The organism is Streptomyces sp. NBC_01334 (assembly GCF_035983595.1).
GTDB lineage: Bacteria > Actinomycetota > Actinomycetes > Streptomycetales > Streptomycetaceae > Streptomyces > Streptomyces coriariae.
In genome coordinates, this window is sequence record NZ_CP130718.1 from 4061983 (window position 1) to 4088162 (window position 26180).

Annotated in this window: 19 protein-coding genes; 7 read left to right on the forward strand and 12 right to left on the reverse strand. The window is 70.5% G+C overall.

All coding sequences use genetic code 11. From position 1 onward, the window contains the following. Positions 1-15 precede the first annotated feature (15 nt). Positions 16-429 (reverse strand): organic hydroperoxide resistance protein, encoded by a 414-nt coding sequence (locus OG736_RS18120; RefSeq protein ID WP_307163642.1) that lies wholly within the window; start codon positions 427-429, stop codon positions 16-18. 142 nt (positions 430-571) lie between these two features. Between OG736_RS18120 and OG736_RS18125 the strand changes: the two genes are divergently transcribed. Then, complete coding sequence (locus OG736_RS18125) at positions 572-1069, forward strand: MarR family winged helix-turn-helix transcriptional regulator (protein ID WP_020132371.1); 498 nt, start codon at positions 572-574, stop codon at positions 1067-1069. Between the two features lie 195 nt (positions 1070-1264). Here the strand turns inward: OG736_RS18125 and OG736_RS18130 are convergent, their stop codons facing one another. Continuing rightward, entirely contained in the window at positions 1265-1909 is a 645-nt protein-coding gene (locus tag OG736_RS18130; RefSeq protein WP_327183371.1) for a LuxR C-terminal-related transcriptional regulator, read from the reverse strand. Positions 1910-1944: 35 nt separating this feature from the next. Further along, entirely contained in the window at positions 1945-2592 is a 648-nt protein-coding gene (locus tag OG736_RS18135) for a TetR/AcrR family transcriptional regulator (RefSeq protein ID WP_327183372.1), read from the reverse strand. Positions 2593-2763: 171 nt separating this feature from the next. Here OG736_RS18135 and OG736_RS18140 point away from each other — a divergent pair, with 171 nt between their 5' ends. Both OG736_RS18140 and OG736_RS18145 read left to right on the forward strand, forming a co-directional pair. Continuing rightward, entirely contained in the window at positions 2764-3681 is a 918-nt protein-coding gene (locus OG736_RS18140) for an ABC transporter permease (protein ID WP_020132368.1), read from the forward strand. Further along, positions 3674-4528, forward strand: coding sequence for an ABC transporter ATP-binding protein (locus tag OG736_RS18145; RefSeq protein WP_327183373.1), 855 nt, complete (start codon positions 3674-3676; stop codon positions 4526-4528). Before OG736_RS18140 ends, OG736_RS18145 begins: the two co-directional genes overlap by 8 nt. Positions 4529-4638: 110 nt before the next feature. On the opposite strand, the gene OG736_RS18150 is transcribed toward OG736_RS18145, so the two are convergent. Beyond that, positions 4639-9600, reverse strand: coding sequence for an NAD-glutamate dehydrogenase (locus OG736_RS18150; RefSeq protein ID WP_327183374.1), 4962 nt, complete (start codon positions 9598-9600; stop codon positions 4639-4641). A 794-nt stretch (positions 9601-10394) separates the two neighbouring features. On the opposite strand from OG736_RS18150, the gene OG736_RS18155 reads away from it, so the two are divergent. Beyond that, positions 10395-10961: a DJ-1/PfpI family protein gene (locus OG736_RS18155; protein WP_327183375.1), complete on the forward strand. Its 567-nt coding sequence runs from the start codon at positions 10395-10397 to the stop codon at positions 10959-10961. A 146-nt stretch (positions 10962-11107) separates the two neighbouring features. On the opposite strand, the gene OG736_RS18160 is transcribed toward OG736_RS18155, so the two are convergent. Together OG736_RS18160 and OG736_RS18165 are read right to left on the reverse strand one after the other, a co-directional pair. Next, entirely contained in the window at positions 11108-11779 is a 672-nt protein-coding gene (locus OG736_RS18160) for an HAD family hydrolase (RefSeq protein ID WP_327183376.1), read from the reverse strand. A gap of 139 nt (positions 11780-11918) precedes the next feature. Beyond that, positions 11919-12434: a DUF6912 family protein gene (locus OG736_RS18165; protein ID WP_327183377.1), complete on the reverse strand. Its 516-nt coding sequence runs from the start codon at positions 12432-12434 to the stop codon at positions 11919-11921. 334 nt (positions 12435-12768) lie between these two features. Here OG736_RS18165 and OG736_RS18170 point away from each other — a divergent pair, with 334 nt between their 5' ends. After that, positions 12769-13458, forward strand: a complete 690-nt coding sequence (locus tag OG736_RS18170) for an Rv3235 family protein (RefSeq protein WP_327183378.1) — start codon at positions 12769-12771, stop codon at positions 13456-13458. Between the two features lie 188 nt (positions 13459-13646). On the opposite strand, the gene secA is transcribed toward OG736_RS18170, so the two are convergent. Continuing rightward, positions 13647-16493, reverse strand: coding sequence for a preprotein translocase subunit SecA (gene secA / locus OG736_RS18175; RefSeq protein ID WP_020133045.1), 2847 nt, complete (start codon positions 16491-16493; stop codon positions 13647-13649). Between the two features lie 281 nt (positions 16494-16774). Between secA and OG736_RS18180 the strand changes: the two genes are divergently transcribed. After that, positions 16775-17395, forward strand: coding sequence for a GNAT family N-acetyltransferase (locus tag OG736_RS18180; RefSeq protein WP_327183379.1), 621 nt, complete (start codon positions 16775-16777; stop codon positions 17393-17395). Between the two features lie 170 nt (positions 17396-17565). After that, complete coding sequence (locus tag OG736_RS18185) at positions 17566-18765, forward strand: winged helix-turn-helix domain-containing protein (RefSeq protein ID WP_327183380.1); 1200 nt, start codon at positions 17566-17568, stop codon at positions 18763-18765. Between the two features lie 90 nt (positions 18766-18855). Here the strand turns inward: OG736_RS18185 and OG736_RS18190 are convergent, their stop codons facing one another. The 5 genes from OG736_RS18190 to mtrB form a co-directional block, all read right to left on the reverse strand. Further along, positions 18856-19602, reverse strand: coding sequence for a response regulator (locus tag OG736_RS18190; RefSeq protein WP_020133042.1), 747 nt, complete (start codon positions 19600-19602; stop codon positions 18856-18858). A gap of 206 nt (positions 19603-19808) precedes the next feature. Then, positions 19809-20501, reverse strand: coding sequence for a ribosome hibernation-promoting factor, HPF/YfiA family (gene hpf / locus OG736_RS18195; protein WP_327183381.1), 693 nt, complete (start codon positions 20499-20501; stop codon positions 19809-19811). Between the two features lie 313 nt (positions 20502-20814). Continuing rightward, positions 20815-21750 (reverse strand): ComF family protein, encoded by a 936-nt coding sequence (locus OG736_RS18200; protein WP_327183382.1) that lies wholly within the window; start codon positions 21748-21750, stop codon positions 20815-20817. Positions 21751-22099: 349 nt separating this feature from the next. Next, a complete protein-coding gene (locus OG736_RS18205) occupies positions 22100-23944 on the reverse strand; it encodes an LpqB family beta-propeller domain-containing protein (protein ID WP_327183383.1) in 1845 nt (614 codons plus the stop codon). Then, positions 23934-26180, reverse strand: coding sequence for an MtrAB system histidine kinase MtrB (mtrB, locus tag OG736_RS18210; protein WP_327183384.1), 2247 nt, complete (start codon positions 26178-26180; stop codon positions 23934-23936). The genes OG736_RS18205 and mtrB overlap by 11 nt, the downstream gene beginning before the upstream one ends.

The window sequence follows — 26180 nt, forward strand, 5'->3', positions numbered from 1 at the left end:
GGAAGCGGTCGGCGACTACTCGATGACGAGGTCGACCTCGATGTTGCCGCGGGTGGCGTTGGAGTAGGGGCAGACCTGGTGGGCGGACTCGACCAGCTTGCGGCCGGTCGCCTCGTCCAGGCCGTCGGGCAGCTCGACGCGCAGCGTCACCTTGAGGCCGAAGCCCTCGCCCTGCTTGCCTATGCCGACCTCGGCGGTCACGGCGGCGTCGGTGACGTCGACCTTCGCCTGGCGTCCGACGAGACCGAGGGCGCTGCCGAAGCAGGCCGCGTAACCGGCGGCGAAGAGCTGCTCGGGGTTGGTGCCCTGACCGTTGCCGCCCAGCTCCACCGGCGGGGCCAGCTGGAGGTCGATCCTGCCGTCGGAGGAGACGGCGCGACCGTCGCGGCCGTGGGTGGCGGTGGCGACTGCGGTGTAGAGCGCGTCCATGGATGAACCATCCCTCTCGGAAGTCGTGTCGGGGGGTGGCCGGCCCTCGCGCTGTTCGCGTCCGGACCGCCTCACGGAGATAAGTAGAGCACACAATTAAGTTGTGCACAACTGAATGGCTCGCTGGAGCTACCCTGGAGGCATGACCGCGACACCCACACCCGCAGCGCAGGAGAACGCCGAGGAGAACTGGCTCCGCCTGGACAGCCAGATCTGCTTCTCCCTGCACGCCGCCTCGCGCGCCTTCAACGGCGTGTACCGCGTGATCCTCAAGGAACTCGGGCTGACCTACCCGCAGTACCTGGTGCTGCTGGTCCTGTGGGAGCACGGCGAACTGCCCGTCAAGAAGCTCGGCGAACACCTCCGCCTCGACTCCGGCACGCTCTCCCCGCTCCTCAAGCGGCTGGAGTCGGCCGGCCTGGTGCGCAGGGAGCGCAGTGCGCGCGACGAGCGCTCGGTGGAGATCCGGCTCACCGAGGAGGGCACGGCCCTGCGCGAGCGGGCGCTGCGGGTGCCGCGCCGGATCGTTTCGGCGACCGGATTCGACCTGGACGAGATCCGGGACCTGCGCGAGCACCTCGACCAGCTCACCTCGGCCCTCGACGCGGCGGCCCTGGAGGAGGAGCCGGAGCGCGGATGACGGGCCGGCCCTCACGGGCGCGACGCCGGTGACGGACCGTTCGCGTCATCGGCGCACAGGTCGGCACCCACCGCCTGCGGCGCTCCGGCACCCCACGCCCCGTACCCGCCGCGAGAAGCCCCCGACGTTCCCGCCCCGAAAGCCGGACGGCTGCCGCGCGGTGAGCCGGCGGCGTGCGTCCCCCGTCGACCCGGGTCAGGCGTTGTTCAGATACGCCAGCACCGCCAGCACCCGTCGGTGGCCGCTGTCGCTCGGGGGGAGGCTCAGCTTCAGGAACACGTTGCCGATGTGTTTGCTGACGGACCGTTCGGTGATGACGAGGGTGTCGGCGATGGTGGTGTTGTCGCGGCCCTCGGCCATGAGCTTCAGCACCTCGCGCTCGCGCGGGGTGAGCGAGTCCAGCGGTGAGTCGCGGCGGCGGGACATCAGCTCCGTGACGACCTCGGGGTCGAGAGCAGTGCCGCCGGAGGCGACCCGCTCCAGGGCGTCGAGGAACTCGTCCACCCGGCCCACGCGGTCCTTCAGCAGATAGCCGACCCCGCTCGCGCCCCCGCCGAGCAGTTCGGCGGCGTAGGACTCCTCGACGTACTGGGAGAGCACCAGCACCGGCAGGCCCGGAATCTTCTCGCGGGCCTCCAGCGCGGCCCGCAGCCCCTCGTCACGGAAGCCCGGCGGCATCCGTACGTCGAGCACCGCCACGTCCGGCCGGTGCCGGAGGAGCGCCGGCAGGACCTCGGGACCGGAGCCGACGACGGCCACGACCTCGTGCCCGGCCGATGTCAGCAGCAGGACCAGGCCCTCCCTGAGCAGGGCGTTGTCCTCGGCCATCACGATTCTCATGCCACCTCGGCTCCCGTCGCGGCGTCCGCGCCCCTTTACAGCGCCTTGATCGCCTCGGTGGTCGCACGAGCCAGCGCGCCCAGGTAGCCCTTGGGCAGCTTCGGGCTGCGGATCACCACCGAACGCCAGTAAAGCGGACCCGAGATCAGATCGAGCGCCAGCTCCTCGTTCAGCCCCGCGCGGACCTCGCCGCGCTGCGCCGCCGCCGCCACGATCTTCAGGGCGACCTCCTCCTGTCCCTGCTTCAGCGCCTTCTGCAGCGCCTCGGCGATCTCCGGGTTGCGGGCCGCCTCGGCCTGGAGGTCGGGGATGATCTGCGAGGCCACCGGATGCCGCAGGGCCCGGGAGCTCACCTCGTAGAGCATGCGCAGGTCGCCCTCCAGGCTGCCCGTCTCCGGGGCCGGCAGACCCTGCACGGCGATCACCGAGACGATGTCGAGGACCAGGTGCAGCTTGGAGCGCCAGCGCCGGTACACCGCGGTCTTGCCCACCCCGGCCCGCCGGGCGATCCCCTCGATGGACATCCGCGCGTAGCCGACGGTCGCGAGCTCCTCGAACACGGCGGCCCGGATGGCCTCCGTCACATCCTCGCGGAGCACGGCCGCGCCCGCGGGGGCCCGGCGGCGCGGGCGCGCCTGGGGTCCATCGGCGTTCGTCGCGTTCGTCGTCATACGGACCAGCATAGGGCGTTACGACGAAACGGTTGCGTTCCGACGACGAATCGGCCTACTCTCACGTTGCGACGATACGGTCCCGTCCCGACGTAAGAAAACGTAAAGAAAAGCGTAAGGAAACGTCGAGCGGCCACGGAAACGCCGCCGCCCGCACCCCTCCCCCGAGCGAAAGCAGCGGATGTGAGTCAGGTCCTCCACACACCGCCCCAGACACAGGCCGCCCCCCACGGCGACCTCGCGGCTCTGGCCGCCCGTCACGGCCTCACGGTCAGCGGTGCCCGCCCGTCCCTGCCCGAGTACATCCGCCAGCTCTGGGCGCGCCGCCACTTCATCACCGCGTTCGCCACCGCCAAGCTCACCGCCCAGTACAGCCAGGCGAAGCTGGGCCAGGTCTGGCAGGTGATGACCCCGCTGCTGAACGCGGCGGTCTACTACTTCATCTTCGGTGTCCTGCTGGAGACCAAGAAGGGCGTGGCGGACTTCATCCCGTTCCTGGTCACGGGCGTGTTCGTCTGGACGTTCACGCAGAGCTCGATCATGGCGGGCACCCGGGCCATCGGCGGCAGCATCGGACTGGTGCGGGCCCTGCACTTCCCCCGGGCCGCCCTGCCGATCTCGTTCTGTCTCCAGCAACTCCAGCAGCTGCTGTTCTCGATGGCCGCCCTGCTGATCATCCTGTTCGCCGTGGGCGTGCCGCCGGCGCTGTCCTGGGTCCTCGTCCTTCCGGCCCTGACGCTCCAGTTCGTCTTCAACGCCGGCGTCTCGATGATCCTGGCCCGGCTCGGCGCGAACACCCCGGACATCTCCCAGCTGATGCCGTTCATCCTGCGCACCTGGATGTACATCTCGGGCGTGATGTGGAGCATCGACAACCTGCTCGAGAAGCACCAGGGCATGCCAACCTGGGTCGCCGACCTGCTGCGGGCCAACCCCGCAGCCGTCTACATCGACCTGATGCGCTTCGCGCTGATCGACAGCTTCCACGCGAGCCAGCTGCCGCCCCACGTGTGGCTGGTCGCGACCGGCTGGGCGCTGCTCGCCGGCGTCGGCGGCTTCATCTACTTCTGGAAGGCTGAGGAGACGTACGGCCGTGGCTGAGAACGCAACGCGCACCGCACCCACCGCGCTCACCGAGCCCGTCGACGAGCGGGCCCCCACCGTCATCGCGGACGGCGTCGACATCGTCTACCGGATCAACGGCACCGGCAGCGGCCGGGGCAGCGCGACGGCGGCCCTCAACCGCATCATGCGCCCCCGGCAGGCCCAGAAGGCCGCCGGCATGCGCACCGTGCACGCCGTCAAGAACGTCACCTTCGTCGCGTACAAGGGCGAGGCGATCGGCCTCATCGGCACCAACGGCTCCGGCAAGTCGACCCTGCTCAAAGGGATCGCGGGCCTCCAGCCGGTGGAGAACGGCAAGATCTACACCGACGGCCAGCCCTCCCTCCTCGGCGTCAACGCGGCCCTGATGGGCGATCTGACCGGCGAACGCAACGTCTACCTGGGCGGGCTCGCCATGGGGATGACGCGCGAGCAGATCAAGGAGCGCTACCAGGAGATCGTCGACTTCTCCGGCATCAACGAGAAGGGCGACTTCATCTCCCTGCCGATGCGCACCTACTCCTCCGGCATGGGCTCCCGGCTGCGCTTCTCCATCGCCGCCGCCAAGGACCACGACGTACTCCTCATCGACGAGGCCCTGTCGACCGGTGACGCCCGGTTCCAGGCGCGTTCGGCGGAGCGCATCCAGGAGATGCGCGCGCACGCCGGCACGGTCTTCCTGGTCAGCCACAGCAACGCCGCGATCCGCGACACCTGCGACCGGGTGCTGTGGCTGGAGCGCGGCGAACTGCGCATGGACGGCCCGACCGAGGAGGTCCTGGAAGCGTACGAGGCGTTCACCGGCGACAAGAAGAAGCCCAAGCCCAAGCCGAAGCCCGCCTGACGGAACGGCGGACGCACCGGACGCACCGGACGCAACAGGGGGTGCCCCCGAGCCACGACGGCTCGGGGGCACCCCCTGTTTCCCGTAGTTTCCGGGGTTTTCCCGGGTTCCTACGAGTGCGTCCGCAGCAGCGTACGCATCGTGCGCATGGCCACCGACAGGTTGGCCAGGTCGAACGTCTCCGAGCTCTGGATCTCCTCCAGCGTGGTGCGCGCCCGGCCCAGGATCGCCGCGTTCTTCTCGTCCCACGCCTTGAAACGCTGCTCGGGCGTCGAGGTGCCGTTGCCGACGGCCAGCACGTCCGCCGTCAGCGCCGCGTGGGCCGCGTACAGGTCCTCGCGGATGGAGGCGCGGGCCATGGACTGCCAGCGGTCGGCACGCGGCAGCTCGATGATGCGGTCCATGAGCTGGGCGATGTGCAGCCGGTCGGCGAGGTCGTAGTAGACCTCGGCGACGTCCAGCGGGTCCCGCTCCATGCGGTCGGCCACCGAGACGATGTCCAGCGCCGGGAAGGCCGAGGAGAACCCGGCCACCCGGGTGGCCAGCTCGTCCGGGACACCGGCGTCGGCCAGCTCGTCGTGGATCCGCTGCCACCACTCCAGGTCAGCGCCCCGCAGCAGCTTCGTCAGCTGCGACCACACCTGCTCGACGCGCTCGGCGAAGAACTCGACGGTCTCGGCGAGCTGGAGAGGCTGCGGCCGGTTGTTCAGCAGCCAGCGCGTACCGCGCTCGACGAGCCGCCGCGAGTGCAGACGGATACGGGTCTGGACGTCGGCCTCGACCCGGTTGTCGAGGTCCTCCACCGCGTCCCACACCGGCGCCGAGCGGAAGATCGCCCGGGCCGCGGTCTGGGCCCGCACGATCTCCTCCAGCGAGGCGCCGGTCTCCTCCCGCAGCCGGTGCAGGTACGTCGTACCGCCTGTGTTGACCGTGTCGTTGACCAGGACGGTCGTGGTGATCTCGCGGCGCAGCGGGTGGCTCTCGATGCCCTCGGGGAACCGCTCGCGCAACGCCGTCGGGAAGTACGCGTGCAGCAGGCCGCGCAGGTACGGGTCGTCGGGCAGCGAGGTGTGCAGCAGCTCGTCCGACACCGTGATCTTCGTGTAGGCCATCAGGACGGCCGTCTCCGGGCTGGTCAGCCCCTGGCCGGCGCCGAGACGCTCACGGATCTGCCGGTCGGTGGGCAGGAACTCCAGGGCCCGGTCCAGGTGCTTCTCCCTGACCAGGTGGCGCATGAAGCGCTGCTGGGCGTGGAGCATGTCCTTGGACTGGGCGAGGGCGTTGGCGATCGCCGTGTTCTGCGCGTAGTTGTTGCGCAGGACGAGAGCGCCGACCTCGTCGGTCATCTCCGCGAGCACCTTGTTGCGCTGCTTGACGGTCATGTCGCCCTCGCCGACCAGGCCGTTGAGCAGGATCTTGATGTTCACCTCGTGGTCGGAGGTGTCGACGCCCGCGCTGTTGTCGATGGCATCCGTGTTGATCTTGCCGCCGTGCAGCGCGAACTCGATCCGGCCGAGCTGGGTCAGGCCCAGGTTGCCGCCCTCACCGACGACCCTGACGCGCAGGTCGGCGCCGTCCACCCGGATCGGGTCGTTGGCCTTGTCGCCGACGTCGGCGTTCGACTCCGCACCGGACTTCACGTACGTGCCGATGCCGCCGTTCCACAGCAGGTCCACCTGCGCCCGCAGGATCGCCTTCATCAGGTCGGCCGGGGTCAGCTTGGTGACGGCCGCCTCGATGCCCAGCGCCTCGCGGATGTGGGCGTTGACCGGGATCGCCTTCGCCGTCCGCGGGAAGACACCGCCGCCGGCGGAGATCAGGTCGCCGTCGTAGTCGGCCCAGCTGGAGCGGGGCAGCTCGAACAGCCGGCGGCGCTCGGCGTAGGAGGTCGCCGCGTCCGGCTTCGGGTCGATGAAGATGTGCCGGTGGTCGAAGGCGGCGATCAGCCGGATGTGCTCGCTGAGCAGCATGCCGTTGCCGAACACGTCACCGGACATGTCACCGACGCCGACGACCGTGAAGTCCTCGGCCTGGGTGTCCACGCCCAGCTCCCGGAAGTGCCGCTTCACGGACTCCCAGGCGCCGCGGGCCGTGATGCCCATGCCCTTGTGGTCGTAGCCGGCCGAGCCGCCGGAGGCGAAGGCGTCGCCGAGCCAGAAGTTGTACGACTCCGCGACCTGGTTGGCGATGTCCGAGAACGTCGCCGTGCCCTTGTCGGCAGCGACCACCAGGTAGGTGTCGTCCTCGTCGTGCCGCACGACGTCGGCCGGCGGCACGACCTCCCCGCCGACCAGGTTGTCGGTGATGTCGAGCAGCGCCGAGATGAACGTCTTGTAGCTGGCGATTCCCTCGGCCAGCCACGCGTCACGGTCCACGGCCGGGTCGGGCAGCTGCTTGGCGACGAAGCCGCCCTTGGCGCCGACCGGCACGATGACGGTGTTCTTCACCATCTGCGCCTTCACCAGGCCGAGCACCTCGGTACGGAAGTCCTCACGACGGTCGGACCAGCGCAGACCACCGCGCGCGACCTTCCCGAACCGCAGGTGCACGCCCTCCACCTGCGGCGAGTACACCCAGATCTCGAACGCCGGCCGGGGCGCCGGCAGGTCCGGGATGGCCTGCGGGTCGAACTTCATGGACACGTAGTCGTGCGGCTCGCCGCCCGCGCGCTCCTGGAAGAAGTTCGTCCGCAGGGTCGCCTTGATGACCGTGAGGAAGGACCGCAGGATCCGGTCCTCGTCGAGCGAGGCCACCTCGTCGAGGGCGGCGTCCAGCTCCTCGAGCAGCGCGTCGACGATCTCGTGCCCCGCACGCTGCCGGTCGGGCGACATCCGCGCCTCGAACAACGACACGAGCAGCCGGGTGGTGTGGACATTGGTCCGGAGGGTGTCCTCCATGTAGTCCTGGCTGAACGTGGACCCGGCCTGACGCAGGTACTTGGCGTACGCACGCAGCACCATCGCCTGCCGCCAGTGCAGCCCGGCGCCCAGCACCAGCGCGTTGAACCCGTCGTTCTCCGCCTTGCCGGTCCAGGTCGCCGAGAACGCCTCCTGGAACCGCTCACGCCCGTCGTCACCGAGGAAGTCCCCACCGGGACCCGCCAGCGACTTGGGGATCCGCAGACCGAAGTCGTAGATCCAGGCGTTGCTGCGGTCCGCGCAGCGCAGTTCGTACGGCCGCTCGTCGATCACCTCGACACCGAGCCGGTTCAGGACCGGCAGCACGGCCGACAGGGAGATCGCGTCACCCTTGCGGTAGATCTTGAAGCGGCGCTCGTCGGGCGCGGCGCCCACCGGCTCGTACAGGCTGAGCGAGAAGTTCCGCTCCTCGGTGAGCCGCTCCAGATGGCACAGGTCGGCGACGGCGGAACGCGGGCTGTGGTCGGCCTTGTAACCCTCGGCGAAGGCGTTGTTGTAGCGCCGCAGCAGCTCCGCGGCCCGCTCCTCGCCGAGCTCGGCGTTGAGCGCCTCCTGGAACGCGTCGGCCCAGGAACGCGCCGCCTCGACGAGCCGCGCCTCGATGCGCTCCTTGTCGGCGTCGGACAGCTCCGGCAGCTCGGTGCCCTGCGGGACACGCACGACGAAGTGCAGCCGGGACAGGATCGACTCGGTGTTCCAGGCGGTGAAGTCGACGTTCGTCCCGCCCAGCTCCTCCTTGAGGATGTCGATGATCCGCAGCCGCACGCCCGTGGTGTACCGGTCGCGGGGCAGGTAGACGATCGCCGAGTAGTAGCGCCCGTACTCGTCCTGCCTCAGGTACAGCCGCAGCCGGCGCCGCTCCTGGAGATAGAGCACGGACGTGACGATGGACCGGAGTTCGTCCACCGGCGTCTGGAAGAGCTCGTCGCGCGGGTAGGTCTCCATGATCTGGAGCAGGTCGCGCCCGTCGTGGCTGTTGGGCGAGAACCCGGCGCCCTTCAGCACGGCCTCGACCTTGCGCCGCACGACCGGCACCCGCACCACGGACTCGGTGTAGGCGGCCGAGGAGAACAGCCCGAGGAACCGCCGCTCCCCGACGACGTTCCCGTCCTTGTCGAACTTCTTCACGCCGACGTAGTCGAGGTAGGAGGGCCGGTGCACGGTGGCCCGGCTGTTCGCCTTGGTCAGCACCAGCAGCTTGTGCTCACGCGCCTTGGCGCGGGCGTCGGCGGGCAGCCGCTCGAAGGAGGGGCTGACGGGGTGGCTGTGGTGGCTGTCGGGGTCGGCGTGCTGGGGATCGGAGCGCAGAATGCCGAGCCCGGTGCCGGGCACGGCGGTGAGGGAGTCGTCCCCGCGCAGCTGGTACTCCCGGTAGCCGAGGAACGTGAAGTGGTCGGCGGCCAGCCAGCGCAGCAGCTCACGGGCCTCGTCGACCTCGGGCCGCGCCAGATCACCGGGGACGGGCTCCTCCCGGAGGAGATCGGCGACCCGCAGCGCGGTGTCCCGCATCTTCTCCCAGTCCTCGACGGCCTCCCGGACGTCGGACAGGACGCGCACCAGGTCGGCGGTGATCTGCTTCAGGTCGGCCCGGTCGGTCTCACGGTCGATCTCGACGTGGATCCACGACTCGACATGCCCGTCGTGCGGCAGCTCCCCCGCGGCGGGCGGGGTGCTGAGCACCTCGATGAGCTTGCCGGCCACATCGCGCCGCACGACGACCTGCGGGTGGATGACGAGGTGGATCCCCCGCCCCTGCCGGGTCAGCTCGTTGGTGACGGAGTCGACGAGGAACGGCATGTCGTCCGTCACGACCTCGACGACCGAGTGGCTGCACGTCCACCCGTTCTCCTCGACGGTCGGCGTGTGGACCCGTACGTTGGCCGTCCCCTGCGGCCGGTTCTCGGCCAGCCGGTAGTGCGAGAGCGCGGCTCCGAAGACGTCGACCGGGTCACGGCCGTTCAGGTCCTCCGGGGCGGTGTGCAGGTAGTAGCGCTTGAGGAACGCGAGGAGGGAGGCGTGGTCCGGGGTCCCCGGAGTACCGCCACCCTCGCCCGTCGTCCCAGTCGGTAGATGCCCCCCGACCGGGCTGTTCTCAGCGACCCGCGCCGCCCTCTCGAGCAGCTCGGCCTTGGCTTCGTCCAGCTTGGTCTGCATTGTCCTCTGGCTCCTGTCGCGCGCCGTTGCGTGACGTAGAAGGAAGTACGGTCTCTTCCCCTGCGGCTCGACGCCACGGCCCGGGGTCTCCGGTCTGCTCCGACGCTATGCCGCAAGGTGAGATGAGCGGGGGGTTATCGGCCATTCTCGACACCACTCCCGGGTGTGACGCTGCTCTCCGCGCCAGATGCATCCGGGGGGTGCACGGCGTCCTGGGGGCCCTTTCGGCCCCGTCCCGCCCGCGCCGACCAGCGTCCGCCGCCCGGCTGCGGAGATGGTCCGCACACACCGGGCGCAGGGCGGAGGCAACAGTGCCCCCGCAAGCTATCGCGCTGATCACGCCACCAAGGCTATCGCCCCTCCCGGGCCTCCCGTCATGAGCCGTATGTGTACAAAACCCAGCCCAGAACTTTGCCGTTCTGCACAGAGGCAAAACGGGGGGTCACGTGGGAAGGGGGAAGGGCGGAGCCCCACTGTGAGGCACTCCCCGCCGGGGCGCTGGGCGGAGCCCCGGGTGGGGCGCAGGGGACGCAGTCCCCGCCGGGGTGCGGGGCGGAGCCCCGGGTGGGGCGCCGGGGTGCAGGGGACGCAGCCCCCGCCGGGGTGCAAGGGCAGAGCCCCAGGTGGGGGTGCAGGGGCGGAGCCCCTGGGATGGGACGGGTAGGGGCGGCGGGGGCGAGAAAAGTCGACGCCGGCCCCACCCCGCGGGACGCTGAAAGCGCCCCCTCTTGGCAAGCCCACCCCCAAGAGGCACGTTGCCCAGAGCAACGCCCGCCCGAGAGGAGCCGCCCACCATGTCCGCGAAAATCCTCATCGTCACCGGCGACGCAGCGGAATCCCTGGAAGTCCTCTACCCCTACCAGCGCCTGCGCGAGGAAGGCTACGAGGTCCACATCGCCGCCCCCGCCCGCAAGAAGCTCCAGTTCGTCGTCCACGACTTCGAACCCGGCTTCGACACCTACACCGAGAAGCCCGGCTACACCTGGCCCGCCGACCTCGCCTTCTCCGAGGTCGACCCGGGCCAGTACGCCGCCGTCGTCATCCCCGGCGGCCGGGCCCCCGAGTACCTCCGCAACGACCCCGAACTCCGCAAGATCCTCAAGTCGTTCTTCGACGCCGACAAACCCGTCGCCCAGATCTGCCACGGCCCCCTGCTCACCGCGGCCGCCGACGCCCTCCGCGGCCGACGCGTCACGGCGTACCCGGCACTGGAACTCGACATGCAGTCGGCAGGCGCCACCTTCCAGGACGCCGAGGCCGTGGTCGACGGCGCCCTGGTCTCCGCCCGCGCCTGGCCGGACCACTCGGCCTGGATGCGCGAGTTCCTGAAGGTGCTACGCGCCAAGGCACCCGTGACGTGACCTGACCCGCCCCACCCAGGCGGCCGACCGCCGGCCATCGACCGTCGGCCGGCCCGCCCCGCACGGGCGCGGCGCCCCCAGGACGTCAAAGGACGCCCCAGGACGCCGCACCCGATCAGACGCTCGAGGCACCGACCCGCAAACCCCTACGCAGCCTCAGCCAACCGCCCCGCGACCTCCACCGCCTCCCCCAGCGTGTCCACCACGGGCACCCCCACCACCTCAAGGCTGGCCCGGCTGTGCGACCCGCCGGTGTACAGGACGGCCCGCGCGCCCACATGCAACGCGGCCACCGCGTCATCGGCGGCATCCCCGATCACCACCGTGCGCGCCGCCTGCACGCCGGTCAGCGCCTCGAGGTGCCGCACCATGTGCTCGGCCTTGCTGCCGCCGGAGGGACCGGTCCGTCCGTCGACCCGTACGAAATGCGGCTCGATCCCGAACCCCCGGACCAGCGGCACGAGTTCATCGTGCACATACATGCTCAGCAGGGACTGACTGTGCCCCGCCGAGCGCCACCCCGCGAGCAGCTCCACCGCGCCCTCGGTGAGCCCGCACCGCACCCGGTGCTCGGCGTAGTACCGGTGGAAGACGTCGTCCATGACCTCCCACTCGGCATCGGTGGGCAGCCTGCCCATCAGCCGCTCGTAGAACTTCGGCACCGGAACGCAGTACAGCGCCCGGTACCGCTCCAGCGTGATCGGCTCCAGCCCCAGCTCGACGAATGCCGCGTTCGTCGCCCCGATGATCGCGTCGTTGTCGTGGAACAGCGTCCCGTTCCAGTCCCAGACGATGTGCGCCGCTTCCTGCTTCCCCATACCTGCAAACGTACCCGCCACCACCGACAATCAAGTGACCGACCGAAGCGGCGCCCCACCCCACCGGACCAGGCACGCCGACGGCTCGGGGGGCTCGACAGGTCGGCACGCCCGCAGATCGGCAGCCGACCGGGCGGACTCAGTCGCCCGACCCCACCAGAGTCGGGATCTCCTGCCTGGCGAACCACAACAGCTCATGGTCCTCGGCCCCGTCGACGACGAACTGCGCGTCGTCGTCCCCGCCGTCCGCCGCCGCGACCGCCTCCGCCGCGGCGGTCACGTCCGCCACGGCCTCACCGGCGTCGACGTGCACCGCGGCCGCCTTGGCCAGCGGCACGGCACCCGTCACCCGGACCTCGCCCAGCGCCGCCGGATCGAGCCCCCGGTCGGGGTCCACGGCGGCGGCGCGGTCGGGTACGTCGACCGCGACCACGACCCGGCGCCGCGGGGCACCCGGGTCCGCCGCGAGCAGCCGCAGCGAGGCGAGCGCGGCCCTGCTGAGCGCCGCGTACTCCAGCTCCTCGATGTCGTCGGAGACGTACCACTCACGCAGCGCGGGCGTGACGGCGTACGCGACGAGCGGCCCGGACCCCAGCTCACCCGTCTTGTGCGCCTCGGCGAGACCGGGGAGGGTCAGGGGGACGTAGACGCGCATGGCTGGCCGCTCTTTCGTGGTCGCAGGCTCGGACTCGGTATCCCGGGCAAAGACGGTTCCGCGTCTCCCCGAGGGCCTTCAGGATACGTGCGGCCGTCCCCTTTCGGGCCCCTGCCCGCGCCCCCGCGACCGTCAACCCCGAGCCACGCCACTCACCCGGCCCGCCCCCGCAGCACCAGGCTTCCACCACCCCCCACCACCCCTGATAGGTGAACTTCCCGGCCCCCCACCGAGGACTCTCCGCTTCCTTGCCGTCACACAACGCAACCACGTACAAGATCCACAACGGCAAGTTACCGACTGGTAGAGCCGAGCCCACCGAACGGGGACACCCATGAACAAGGTCATGACGAGGACGCAGCACCACCCCGGCACCCGCCCTCCCGGCCGACACGACACCCGCCGCCCCGCGGGCGCCCCACCCCGCACCCCGAGCGGCGGCGGCCCCCGCACGGCACCCGGCGGCGGCCGCCCACCCGGTCCCCCCGGCACCGGCTCCCCGGCCCGCACCCGCCCCACCGACGGCCGCCCCTCAACCCCCCGACCCCTCACCCGCCACGCCACCCCCCGACCCGATTCCGCCGCCGGCACCCCCACCAGGGCCCCCAAGGCCCCCAAAGCCATCACCGGCTCCCCGGCCGTCCCCGCCCGGACCCAGACCCCCCGCCGCCCCGTCTCCCAGCCTCGCCCCACCGACCTCTTCGCCGACCGTCTCCTCGCGGTCCTGACCGGCCGGCGCCCCGTGCACTTCATGCTCCGGCACACCCTCGGCCACGCCTACGACGACCTGGCCCACCTCGCCGAACGCGGCCCCCTGCGCACCACCCGGGGCGCCCGCCCCGTCGTCCGGGACATCGGCTACTACGTCCCCCGCCCCGGCGCCATCGAGGCCTTCGCCCGCATCGGTGCCGGCGACCGCCTACGGGCCATGGCCTTCCGCCTGGAGCTCGGCACCGACCACCGCTGGCGCTGCACCGCGGTGGAACTCGACGGCACCCGCAGGCCTCGCCCCCAGGACGACTGAGCCGTCCCGGAACCGCCGAACAGCAAAGGGCCGGGCCACCCGAAGGTGACCCGGCCCTCAAGCCGCTACGAAGCCCACAGCGCCGTCACGTCATACGTCGCACAGTCACGCCACACCGTCACACATCACGGCCCGGCAGACGGCGCGCCCGGAAGACGCCGCGCCGCAGGGCAGAGACGCGGCGCACGCTACTTCTTCCGGCGCCGCCCGGCCTTCGCCTGCTTGCGACGCTCCGCGCGCGTGAGGCCATCGGCCTCCGAGCGCACCGGCTCGTCCTCGTCACTGTCGAAGTCGCCCTCGATCGTGCCGCCCTCGCCGTCCACCGTCGGAGCCGAGAAGTGCAGCTGACGGCGCTGCGGAGCGTCCAGACCCTTCGCCCGGATCTCCGGACGCGAACCCGCCTGCGCCGGCACCACGTCCTGCTTCTCCATGTCGACCGGCGCGGCGTCCGCCACCGGGACCTCCTCGACCTGCTGCTCGACCTGGACCTCCAGGTTGAACAGGTAGCCGACGGACTCCTCCTTGATGCCGTCCATCATCGCGGAGAACATGTCGAAGCCCTCGCGCTGGTACTCGACCAGCGGGTCCTTCTGCGCCATCGCGCGCAGACCGATGCCCTCCTGGAGGTAGTCCATCTCGTAGAGGTGCTCGCGCCACTTGCGGTCCAGGACCGACAGCACGACCCGCCGCTCCAGCTCACGCATGATCTCGGAACCGAGCTGCGACTCCCGCGACTCGTACTGCTCGCGGATGTCGTCCTTGATGGACTCGGAGATGAACTCGGCGGTCAGACCGGCCCGGTCACCGGCCGCCTCCTCCAGCTCCTCGACGGTGACCTTCACCGGGTAGAGCTGCTTGAAGGCGCCCCACAGCCGGTCCAGGTCCCAGTCCTCCGGGAAGCCCTCGGCGGTCTCCGCGCCGACGTACGCGTCGATCGTGTCGTCCATGAAGTGGTGGATCTGCTCCTGAAGGTCCTCGCCCTCCAGAACGCGGCGCCGCTCACCGTAGATGACCTCACGCTGACGGTTGAGCACCTCGTCGTACTTCAGGACGTTCTTACGCGTCTCAAAGTTCTGCTGCTCCACCTGCGACTGCGCGGACGCGATCGCGCGCGTGACCATCTTGTTCTCGATCGGCACGTCGTCCGGCACGTTCGCCATCGACATCACACGCTCGACCATCTGCGCCTTGAACAGCCGCATCAGGTCGTCACCCAGCGACAGGTAGAAACGGGACTCGCCCGGGTCGCCCTGACGGCCGGAACGACCGCGCAGCTGGTTGTCGATACGACGCGACTCGTGCCGCTCGGTACCCAGCACGTAGAGGCCGCCCAGCTCCTTGACCTCGTTGAACTCGGCCTTGACCGCCTGCTCGGCCTTCTCCAGGGCGGCGGGCAGCGCGGCGGCCCACTCCTCGATGTGCTCCTCGGGGTCGAGGCCACGCTGGCGCAGCTCCGCCTCCGCGAGGTCGTCGGGGTTGCCGCCGAGCTTGATGTCGGTACCACGGCCCGCCATGTTGGTGGCGACCGTCACGGCACCCTTGCGGCCGGCCTGGGCGACGATCGACGCCTCACGCTCGTGGTGCTTGGCGTTCAGCACCTCGTGCTGGACACCCCGCTTGGAGAGCTGCTGCGACAGGTACTCGGACTTCTCGACCGACGTCGTACCGACGAGGATCGGCTGGCCCTTCTCGTGCTTCTCGGCGATGTCGTCGACGACCGCCTCGAACTTCGCGACCTCGGTGCGGTAGATCAGGTCGGACTGGTCCTTGCGGACCATCGGCCGGTTCGTCGGGATCGGGACCACGCCGAGCTTGTAGATCTGGTGGAACTCGGCGGCCTCGGTCATCGCCGTACCGGTCATGCCGCAGAGGCCGGGCTGTTCCTTCTCGTTGTGGTCGTGGCGCTTGTAGAGGCGGAAGAAGTTCTGCAGGGTGATCGTGGCGAGCGTCTGGTTCTCGTCCTTGATGTCCACCCCTTCCTTCGCCTCGATCGCCTGGTGCATGCCCTCGTTGTACCGGCGGCCGGCGAGGATACGGCCCGTGTGCTCGTCGACGATCATGACCTCGCCGTCCATGACGACGTAGTCCTTGTCCTTCTTGAAGAGCTCCTTCGCCTTGATGGCGTTGTTCAGGTAGCCCACCAGAGGGGTGTTCACCGACTCGTAGAGGTTGTCGATGCCCAGCCAGTCCTCGACCTTGCTGACACCGGCCTCGTGAATGGCGACCGTGCGCTTCTTCTCGTCGACCTCGTAGTCGCCGGTCTCCTCGATGCCCTTGAGCGGGTTGCCGGCCTCGCCCTTCTTCAGACGCGTCACCAGCTTGGCGAAGTCGCCGTACCACTTGGTGGCCTGGTCCGCCGGGCCGGAGATGATCAGCGGCGTACGCGCCTCGTCGACCAGGATGGAGTCGACCTCGTCGACGATGGCGAAGTTGTGGCCGCGCTGGACCAGCTCGTCCTGCGCCCACGCCATGTTGTCGCGCAGGTAGTCGAAGCCGAACTCGTTGTTCGTGCCGTACGTGATGTCGCACGCGTACATCTCACGGCGCTGCGCCGGCGTCATGTTGGCGAGGATGCAGCCGACTTCCAGGCCCAGGAACTTGTGGACACGACCCATCATCTCGGAGTCGCGCTCGGCCAGATAGTCGTTGACCGTGATCAGGTGGACGCCCTTGCCGGACAGCGCGTTCAGATACGCGGGCAGCGTGCCGACGAGCGTCTTGCCCTCACCGGTCTTCATCTCGGCCACATAGCCGAGGTGCAGGGCGGCACCACCCATGATCTGCACGTCGTAGTGACGCTGACCGAGGACACGCTTGGCGGCCTCGCGCACAGTGGCGAACGCCTCGGGCAGCAGGTCGTCCAAGCTCTCACCGTCGGCGTACCGCTGCTTGTACTCATCGGTGAGGGCCCGCAGCTCGGCGTCGGAGAGGTCGACGAAGTCCTCTTCGATGGAGTTGACCTGGTCCGCGATGCGGTGCAGCTTGCGCAGGATCTTGCCTTCGCCTGCACGCATGATCTTCGAGAGGACGGACACGGGGGTTGGTCTCCTTGCCGGTCGGGCCTGGGACGGTCGGTTTCCAGTGGACTTACTGAGCAACGGCCATCGTATGCGAGGACCCCGCCACCCCGGGAGGCCTGCCGCGACGAGGACCACACACTGCTGCGCACCTGCTCCAAAATCTTCTTCAAAGGAGACAACGGCCGGGCCCCGCCGATGGTGCCGCGTCCGCCGGACGAATTGCGCTAATTGTGATCACGCGCTCACACACCGCAAAAAGATGGCGCCCGCCGCGACACCCCGCGCAGAATCGGCCGATGGAGCCCGAGCCCGTCACCCTCACCACCCCGCGCCTCGTCCTGCGCCCCCTGGACCCGCAGGACACCGACGCCGTGTACACCGCCGCCCAGGACCCCGACATCCAGCGCTGGACCACGATCCCCTCCCCCTACCTCCCCGAGCACGCCCGAAGCTTCACCGAACTGCTCGCCCCGGAGGGCTGGGCGAGCGGCTCCATGTTCACCTTCGGCGTCTTCCTCCCCGACGGAACCCTCACCGGCGTCCTCAGCCTCACCATGCGCTCCCCCGGCACGGCCGAGGTCGGCTTCTGGGCGGCCAAGGAACACCGCGGCCACGGCTACACCACCGAAGCCACCCTCACCGCAGCCCGCTGGGCCTTCACCACCCTCCCCGTCGACCGCCTCGAATGGCGGGCCGAGATCGGCAACACCGCCTCCCGCACGGTCGCCGAGAACGCCGGCTTCACCCTGGAAGGCACCCTCCGCTCGGCCATCGCCAACAAGGGCGTGCGCCGCGACTGCTGGCTGGCCTCCCTGCTCCCGTCGGACCTGGGACTGCCCTCGACAGCGCCGTACGTTCCGGCGCCCTCCAGCCCTCCCGGAGCACCCAGGGGTACAGCCGGCCCGTCCGGCGTTTGAGGGCGAGGCCGTCCAGGCCGAAAGCGGGGTCTGGGGCGCAGCCCCCGGGGACGGGAAGGGTAGGGCGGCGAGGGCGAGAACCGCGGCGAAGCCGCCCTCGCTCCCACCCCCGAACCCTCAACCCCCCAGCTCACCCGGCACTGTCAGTCCCACCCCCTATCGTGCGAGCCATGACGACCCCGCGCCCCGACACCGCCCTCTCGGCAGACGAAGCCCGCCGCATCGCCCTACGCGCGCAAGGCTTCCTCGGCACACCCGACCGCAAGGCCGGCGTCCGCGGCGTCCTCCGTCACCTCGGCGCGGTCCAGCTCGACACCATCTCGGTCCTGGCCCGCTCCCACGAGCTGATCCCCTACGCCCGCCTGGGAGCGGTGGGCCGCAAGACCATCGAGGACGCGTACTGGAAGCCCGAGTCCGCGGGCACGCCCGCGGCACGGCCGCACGCCTTCGAGTACTGGTCCCACGCCGCCTGCATCCTCCCCATCGAGGAATGGCCCCACTTCGCCTTCCGCCGCCGCGCCTACCGGGCCCGCCCGCACTGGAACCACTCCCTCCCGGACGGCACGTACGACCAGGTCGTCAAGCAGCTCCGCACCGAGGGCCCCCTCACCGCCACCGAGTTGGGCGGGGCGAAGAAGACCAGCGAGTGGTGGGACTGGTCCGGCACCAAGGTCGCGGTGGAACGCGCGCTGATGTACGGCGAGGTGGTCTGCGTGGAGCGCCGCGGCTGGAAGCGCGTGTACGACCTCGCCGAACGCGCCGTCCCCGCCGACCTGCTGCACGACGAGCTGGACGACACCGAGTGCCTGCGCCGCCTCGTCCGCCTGGCCGGCCAGTCGCTCGGCGTGGGCACGCGCGCGGACATCGCCGACTACCACCGTCTCAAGGGCGAGCAGGTCGACACCGTGATCGCCGACTCGGGCCTGGTACCGGTCACGGTCGAAGGCTGGGGCAAGCCCGCCTGGGCCGACCCGGCAGCTCTGGAAACGCCCCCGCGCGGCCGCCACCGCACCACGCTCCTGTCCCCCTTCGACTCCCTGATCTGGGAGCGGGCGCGCACCGAGCGGATCTTCGGCTTCACCCACCGCCTGGAGGCCTACGTCCCCAAGCCGAAGCGGATCCACGGCTACTTCGCGATGCCGGTCCTGGCCGGCGGCCGGCTCGTCGGCCGCGTGGACCCGGCGCGTGAGGGCCGCACCCTGATCGCCAGGCAGGTCACCCTGGACGGCCCGAAGGCGGTCCCGGCGGTGGCCCAGGCCCTGCTCGAGGCGGCGACCTGGGTGGACTGCACGGACGTACGCGTCGAGCGCATGGACGCCCCTGAACTGCGCGAGCCCCTCGCCGAAGAACTGACCCGCGCACTGGCCTGACCCGGGCCCGAGCCGCGTCCGAACCGGGCTGCGTCAGAACCGAGCCGAGCCGGGCCCAGGCCCGGCTCCACGGATCACCGGATCACCGGATCACCGGATCTCGAGAATCTTCTCCCGCATCGCGTACACGACCGCCTCCATCCTGGAGTGCAGCTGAAGCTTCTCCAGGATGTTGCGCACATGGTTCTTCACGGTGTTCTCGGAGATGAACAACTCCTTGGCGATGTCACGGTTGTTCATTCCCGTGGCGACCAGCTTGAGCACCTCCAGCTCCCGGTCCGTCAGCCGCGGCGCGGGAACGAGGCGACGCTCGTCGGTCCGCTGGATCATCGACTTGAACTCGGTGAGCAGCTTCGACGCCATGGAGGGGCTGATCTGCGACTGCCCGTCGGCGACCGCGCGGATCGCGGTGGCGACCTCGTCCGTGGAGATCTCCTTGAGGAGATAGCCGGTCGCGCCCGCCTTGATCGCCTCGTAGAGGTCGGCCTCCTCGTCGCTGATCGTCAGCATGATGATCTTCGCGCTGGGAGCCACCTCCTTGATGGAGGTGCAGGCCTCGATACCGCCGCGCTTGGGCATCCGTACGTCCATCAGCACGATGTCCGGCAGCAGGTCGGCAGCCTTGTCGACCGCCTCGGCGCCGTCACCCGCCTCGCCGACGACCTGGATGTCCTCCTCGGCCGCGAGCACGATCTCCAGTCCGCGGCGGAACAGGGCGTGGTCGTCCACGACAAGGACTCTGATCGGCTCCTTGCGTGAGGTGCCCCCGTCCGGGCCCATGCCGACGACGCCGTCGTCGGCATCGTCGTCCCGCATCGGTCCGAAGCTGTCCGCCATCGTTCCTCCCCCTGAAGGCTGTGGCCGTGGTCCTGTGCCGTCGCCAACCCAAGGCAGCGGCCCACCGGTTGAGCCGCCCTGGCCATGATTCCATGCCCGGACGACAACGCGGTGACAGAGCGGTGCCCGAAGGGGTCGCACACGGGTGCCCCTGGGGGCGCACACAGCGCTCCAGGGGCACACCGCTCAGCTGTCACCGGGCAGCGTCAGCCGCCCAACGCGCCGCCCGCCTCGGGCGAATGCGCCTGGGCCACCATCGGGTCGGTGTCGAGGTAGATCACGCCGTAGTCGTAGGCGTGACGCCGGTAGACGACGCTGGGCTGCTTGGTCTCGGAGTCGACGAACAGATAGAAGTCGTGTCCGACCAGTTCCATCTCGTAGAGGGCCTGGTCGAGAGTCATCGGAGCGGCGACGTGGGTCTTCTCGCGCACCACGAGGGGGCCGTCGCCCTGCACCTCAAGCGAGCCGATCCGCTTGGTCGGCACGCTCTCCGACTCGTCGGCGGGGACGGGACGGCCGTTGCCGTTGAGCGTCGCCACACCGGGGACGTAGTCGGAAACCTCCGCCGCGGAGATCCTGCGGGCGCCGCGGCGCGTGTATCGCTTGTCGTGCTGCTTGCGCAGCTGGGCATCCAGCTTCTCCGCCGCCAGGTCGAGTGCCGCGTACGGGTCGCTGGCGGCCGCCTCCGCCCGGATCACAGGGCCGCGGGACCGGAGTGTGATCTCCACTCGGTCGCACCGGTCGGCCTGTCGAGGGTTGGGCTCCTTGGACACCTCCACGTCGAGGCTGATCACCTTGCCGTCGAGCTTCTGGATCTTCTCCAGGTTCAGCTTGTCGGCCACGTGCTTGCGGAACCGCTCGGGCACCTCGGTCTTGCGGCCCTTGACGACGATGTCCACGCAGAACTCCGTTCCCGGATCACTCCGCTTCGGTGCGGAGCGTCTCCCTTTTGCACCAGGCTCCGGTGAGCACCGGAACCTCGGACTCGGTGACTTCCACCTCCTCCTCCCCCATGGGCGAGATCTACACCCCAGGTGCCGCGGAAGATTTCGAAAACCGCAGCACGGCATTCAGATATGAGAGGTGTGGCCTGCGGCTTTCCCTCACAACCGAACATATCTCGCCCGGACGGATGTCGTCACCCTCTACTGCGGCGTACCTCCGTTCAGGCGAATTGGCCCTCTCATTACCTGCAACGACGCAACTTCCCACTCAGTTCCGGTTTATTTCGAAAGAGTCCGGCGACGCGGCGACCACGGCCGCGCAGAGCACGTCACCGGCTCCGCCCGCGTCGTCCAGCGGTCTCACCGACACCCCGTCCACGCCTGCCACCTCCGCTCCTGACAGCTTCCTACTGTCTTCCCGAGTCCTACCCACGTACCCGGCCGTCGCCCCTTCACCACACAACGCACCCTTCGCCTCCTCCTCACACCGCCCACTCTCCCCCTGTCCCGCCCACTGCGCCGCCGCAGCCACCCGAACCTCCCGCACCGCCCGCGCGGCCTCCGCCAGCGAGGCGCCCGTCGTGACCACGTCGTCCACCAGAACCACCGGCCCACCGCACAGCACCCGCGCGCCCCCGGGCACCACCGTCAGCGCGCCCACCAGGTTGTCCAGCCGCTGCCGGGAGCCGAGCCCCGACTGATCGGCCACCGCCCGCCGCTGCCGCAACACCGCGGCCACCCGCGCCGGCACCCCCGCCCGCCGCAACTCACCGGCCGCCGCCAACGCGATCCGCCGAGCCGGATCATGCCCACGCGCCCGGACGGCGGCCCGGGTGGAGGGGACAGGGACGAGCAGGAGATCTCCGGGGGACTGAGGGGCCTCCCCCTCCCCCCACCCCACCTCCCCCACCCCTGCCCGCACAGCCCCCGCCAACGCCGCGCCCAGCGGTCGCGCCAGTGCCAGCGCGCCGCGTTCCTTGTGGGCCAGCAGCGCCGCCCGTACCTCGTCCGCGTACCGGGCCGCCGCGTGCACGGCGGGCAGCCCCGGCGGTTCCGGCACCGGACGGACCCGGAACGGCTCTGCCCCGCTCAGCGCCGCACGGCACTGCGGGCAGAGCACCGTACGCGCACTTCCGCAGCCCCCGCACTCGGCGGGCAGCACCAGGCCGGCGAGTTCCTGCCACCACCTGCGAACGCCTTCCACGTGCACTACTGTGCCGACGCCGGAAGCTGCCCGCCACCCCTGTGGAAAACCGCCCGGGGTGCCCTGTGGAAAACTTTCGGGAAGGTGACCCGAAGGCGCCTGGGGCGATCGGAACACCAAAAAGAGCAGCCGAAAAACAGCGCTCAAGAAACCCCGGGCCCCAATGGGAGAAGGGGTCCGAGAAGTTCCCCCCGAACCCCCAGCCCACTCCGGTCCCCCGAGTTACATACCCCCGCCGCCGCAAGCCACCCGAGCCGCCTCAAGCTGCCCCGCGCCGCCCCGTCCCACACCCCGATCCCCGCGATCCGCGCTCCACACGCCGGGCCCCGGGCCCCGGGCGGGGCAAAGATCACCCGGGGTAGAACGCGGCCGAGGCGGTCTCCTTCAGCGTCCGCCACCCGCTTCCGCCGGGCAGCCACAGCAGCCCTTCCTTGGAGGTCGCGAAGAGCGGGATCTCGCTGTCCTCGGAGGCGGCGATGCTCGTGACCTCCGTGAGGCCGGGGAGCGTGCCCGCCTCGGGCACCGAGCCGTCGCACTGCATGTACTGCACCTGCTGCACGCCGCCGGTCTCGCGCCCGACGACCACGAGCCGGCTGTCCCCGGCCCACGACATGGCCGTGACCTGTTCCAACTCCGGTGTCGCGGAGCGCAGTTCCTGGAGCGACACGGAGGGCTGCTCGCCGTTGCCCGGGCCTCGTTCGATCCGGCCGATGAACAGGGACTGCTTGCCGCCCTTGTCGACGATGAGCGCGATCCGTACCCCGTCGGCGGCCACCCGTACGGCGTTGATACGGCCGTCGAGTCCCGGAGTGAGCACCTCCAGCGGCTGACCGGCGCCCTTCTCCAGCAGGAGCAGCCGAGGCGCGGCGGGGTCGCGGTCGGCGACCCACAGGTCGCCCTGGGTGTCCCAGCTGGGGGTGGTGAGCCGGTCGCTCTCCGTCTTGCCCTTGCTCTGGAGCACGGGGTCGCCGATGGAGCTGCCGGAGACGGTGGAGGTGACGTAGAGCGCCTTGCCGTCGAGGGCGACTCCCGCGGCGCTGTGTTCGTCGCGGGCCACGGCCACCGAGCGCAGTGCCTTGGCGCCGTCGCCGAGTGCTCCGGGCACGGGGTCGGCCTTGGTGTTGCCGCTGCCGCTCGTCATCCGTTCGAGGCGGTGCTGGCCGTCGATGAAGTACAGGTAGCCGGGGTTGGTCTCGGAGCCGCGTGCGGCGACGGCTGCGGCCCGTTCCTCGGTGAGGGAGCACAGTTGGGTGCCGCCCGAGCGCAGCGCGATCTCGTCGACGGCGGGGGTCAGGCTGCGGAGGGTGAACAGCAGCTGGGCCGCCATCTCGTCGCACTTGCCCTGTCCGATGTGGGCGGCCTTGTCGTTCAGCGGCACGGTGAGCTTGTTCTGGTCGTCGGGGGTCAGTGCGGTGACGCCCTTGGGCAGCGCGGTGCCGGTGGGGAAGCTGGATCTGACGACGGGGCGGAGCCAGCTGGTGGGGCCCGTGAGCACGGAGCGCACCATCTGCGTCATCGGGTCGACGCGTTCCCGGACGTAGACGGGGTCGGCGACGGCCATGGGCTGCCGGGAACCGTCGGAGCCGTCGGCCGTGGTGTTGGAGGCGAAGTAGTACTTGTTGACGGACACGTAGTTGCGCTGGAAATCCGACTTGCCCATGACGACGCCCTGGGGGAGGGCGTCGATGCGCCACTGCCCGCTCTTCTTGTCGCGGCTGAGGTGGACCACCTGGCCGTATTCGCCCGACGCGGGCGCGTACGACTGCTGTGCGTCGACGGTGGCGACCCGGGTGCCGGTCAGGGTGTACGAGTAGTCGTCGCCGTCGTCCCTGGTCCCGGTGGGCCCGGCATCGGTCGCGGGCCCGTCCGTGAGGACCGTCGTGGACCGTTCGGGCTCCCATTTCTGGGCGGCTTTCTCGGTCAGGTACTGCCGTGCCGTCGCGTAGCCGGGGTCGTCGCTGGTGAGCGCCTCGAGGAAGCCCTGGACGATCTCCAGTGGCTGCGCGTCGCCCCGGGGCGGCATCGCGAACACCCGTACCTGGGTGTCCTGGCGCGGTGTGGACTCGACGCCGCGCAGATCCCCGCTGTCGGGCATCGAGGCGCACCCGGCCAGCAGGACGACGCCGCAGGTGGCGTACGCCACCGCGCGCCCCGGCGTGCGCCGGGTTCCCCCCTCGCGCCACTCAGCGCCCACGAAATGCCTCCCCTTGCTCGTTCGAGCCCTCCGCTCCGGCTCTCTGCCGGTCCGAAGTCCCCCTCAGTGCCGTTTCACGCGTGTCACCCGTGTCGTCCGCGTCACCGGTGCCGGCCGCACCCCCGGCGCCGGCCGCTTCCGTCTGCTCCGGGTTCTCGCCGCGTACTTCCCCGGCTTCTCCAGCTGCCCCAGCGGCCCCACCTGTGCCGGCTGCCCCGGCTGCCCGTGACTCGTCCTCCCCGCGTCCGCCGCCTCCGCCTCCGCCCACGCCGCCCGTGCCCGGGGCGGGTCGGGGCACGACGCGCGCGCCGTTGCCGGGCAGCGCCGTCGGGTCGGCCGTGGGGGCCGAGGTGGCCATCCGGGGCGTGAGCGGGCTCCGTGCGGCCGACAGCTGTTCGCCGGCGGGCTGTACCGGCACCGTCGCGCTCTTCTGGCCGCCGCCGCGCGGCAGACCTGCGTCGTCGAGGGCTCCCCGGTTGCGGCGGGAGTCCTTGGGCTCGAGCGGTATCGGTGAGCCCCGCAGCGGTTCGTCGGCGGTCCTGGGCAGCGTCAGCCGGAACTGCGAGCCACCACCGGGCTCTCCCCAGGCCTGCAGCCAGCCGCCGTGCAGTCGCGCGTCCTCCAGGGCGATGGACAGCCCCAGGCCGGTACCGCCGGTGGTACGCGCGCGTGCCGGATCGGCGCGCCAGAACCGGCTGAAGACGCGGGTGGCCTCGCCGGGCTTGAGGCCGACGCCGTAGTCGCGCACGGCGATCGCGACGGCCCCGCCCGCGGCGGCCAGCTTGACGATGACGTCCTTGCCCTCGCCGTGTTCCACGGCGTTGACCACCAGGTTCCGCAGGACCCGCTCCACCCGCCGGGCGTCGGCCTCGGCGACGACGGGCTGCTGGTCGCCGATGACGCGTACGGTCGTCCCCTTGCGTTCGGCGAGCGGCGCCGCCCCGCTGACGACCCGCCGGACGACCTCCCTGAGGTCGATCGGCTCGGCCTCGAGGGCTGCGGCGCCGGCGTCGAAGCGGCTGATCTCCAGCAGGTCCGCGAGGAGCGTCTCGAAGCGGTCGAGCTGGTCGGCGAGCAGTTCGGCGGACCGCGCGGTGACGGGGTCGAAGTCGACCCGGGCGTCGTGGATGACGTCGGCGGCCATGCGTACGGTCGTCAGGGGCGTCCGCAGTTCGTGCGAGACGTCGGACACGAACCGTCGCTGCATCCGCGACAGGTCCTCCAGTTGCTGGATCTTCAGCTGGAGGTTCTGGGCCATCTTGTTGAAGGCTTCACCGAGGCGGGCGATGTCGTCCTCGCCGGTGACCTTCATCCGTTCCTGGAGCCGCCCGGCGGAGAGCCGCTCGGCGATCCCGGCGGCCATCCGCACCGGCGTGACGACCTGCCGCACCACGAGCCAGGCGATGGCCCCGAGGAGGACGACGACGAACAGCCCGGCGGTCGCCAGCGTCCCCTTGACCAGGCTCAGCGACTTCTCCTCCTGCGTGAGCGGGAAGAGGTAGTACAGCTCGTACGGATCGCCGTTGGGGTCGTTGACCTGCTTGCCGATGACCAGGGCCGGCTGGGATTCCTTGTCGTTGAGGTAGATGATCCGGGAGTAGCTCTGGGCCGCACCGGTGCTGCTGTAGACCTGCTCGCGCAGTTTCTCCGGGACGCTCTTGTCGGGGTCGACGAAGCCGGAGGCGCGCGGCCCGCGGGCGACGCCGCTGACGTCGCCGGGGGGCAGGGTGACCACGTCGAAGGCGCCCTGGCCGCCGCTGGACAGCGACAGCACGAGCTCGCTCATCCATTCGATGACGTTCTGCGAGGCGCCGCCGTCGGCCGGGGTCCCGTCGGCGGCGGCGGAGCTGGCGGCCTCGTCGGCCTTCTGCTTGGCCACGGCGAATCCGCCGGTGGCCTGGCTCTGGGACGCCTTCACCTTGGCGTCCAGCAGCCCGTTGCGCACCTGGCCGATGACGACGAAGCCCAGCAGCAGGACGACGCCCAGCGACATCAGCAGTGTCGTGACGACGACCTTGAGCTGGATGTTGCGCCGCCACAGCCGCATGACGGGCAGCAGCGGCCTGCGCACCCAGCGCAGCAGCAGCCTCAGGACGGGGCTGCCCTGCACCCCGCCCTGCAACAGCCCCCCTTCGAGGAGGCGTGCGAAGCGTGAACCCGGCGTCCTACGGCCGACAGGCCGCTCCGGACGGGCCCCGGAACGACCGGGGGCCGAAGCGGCACTGTCTCCGGACAT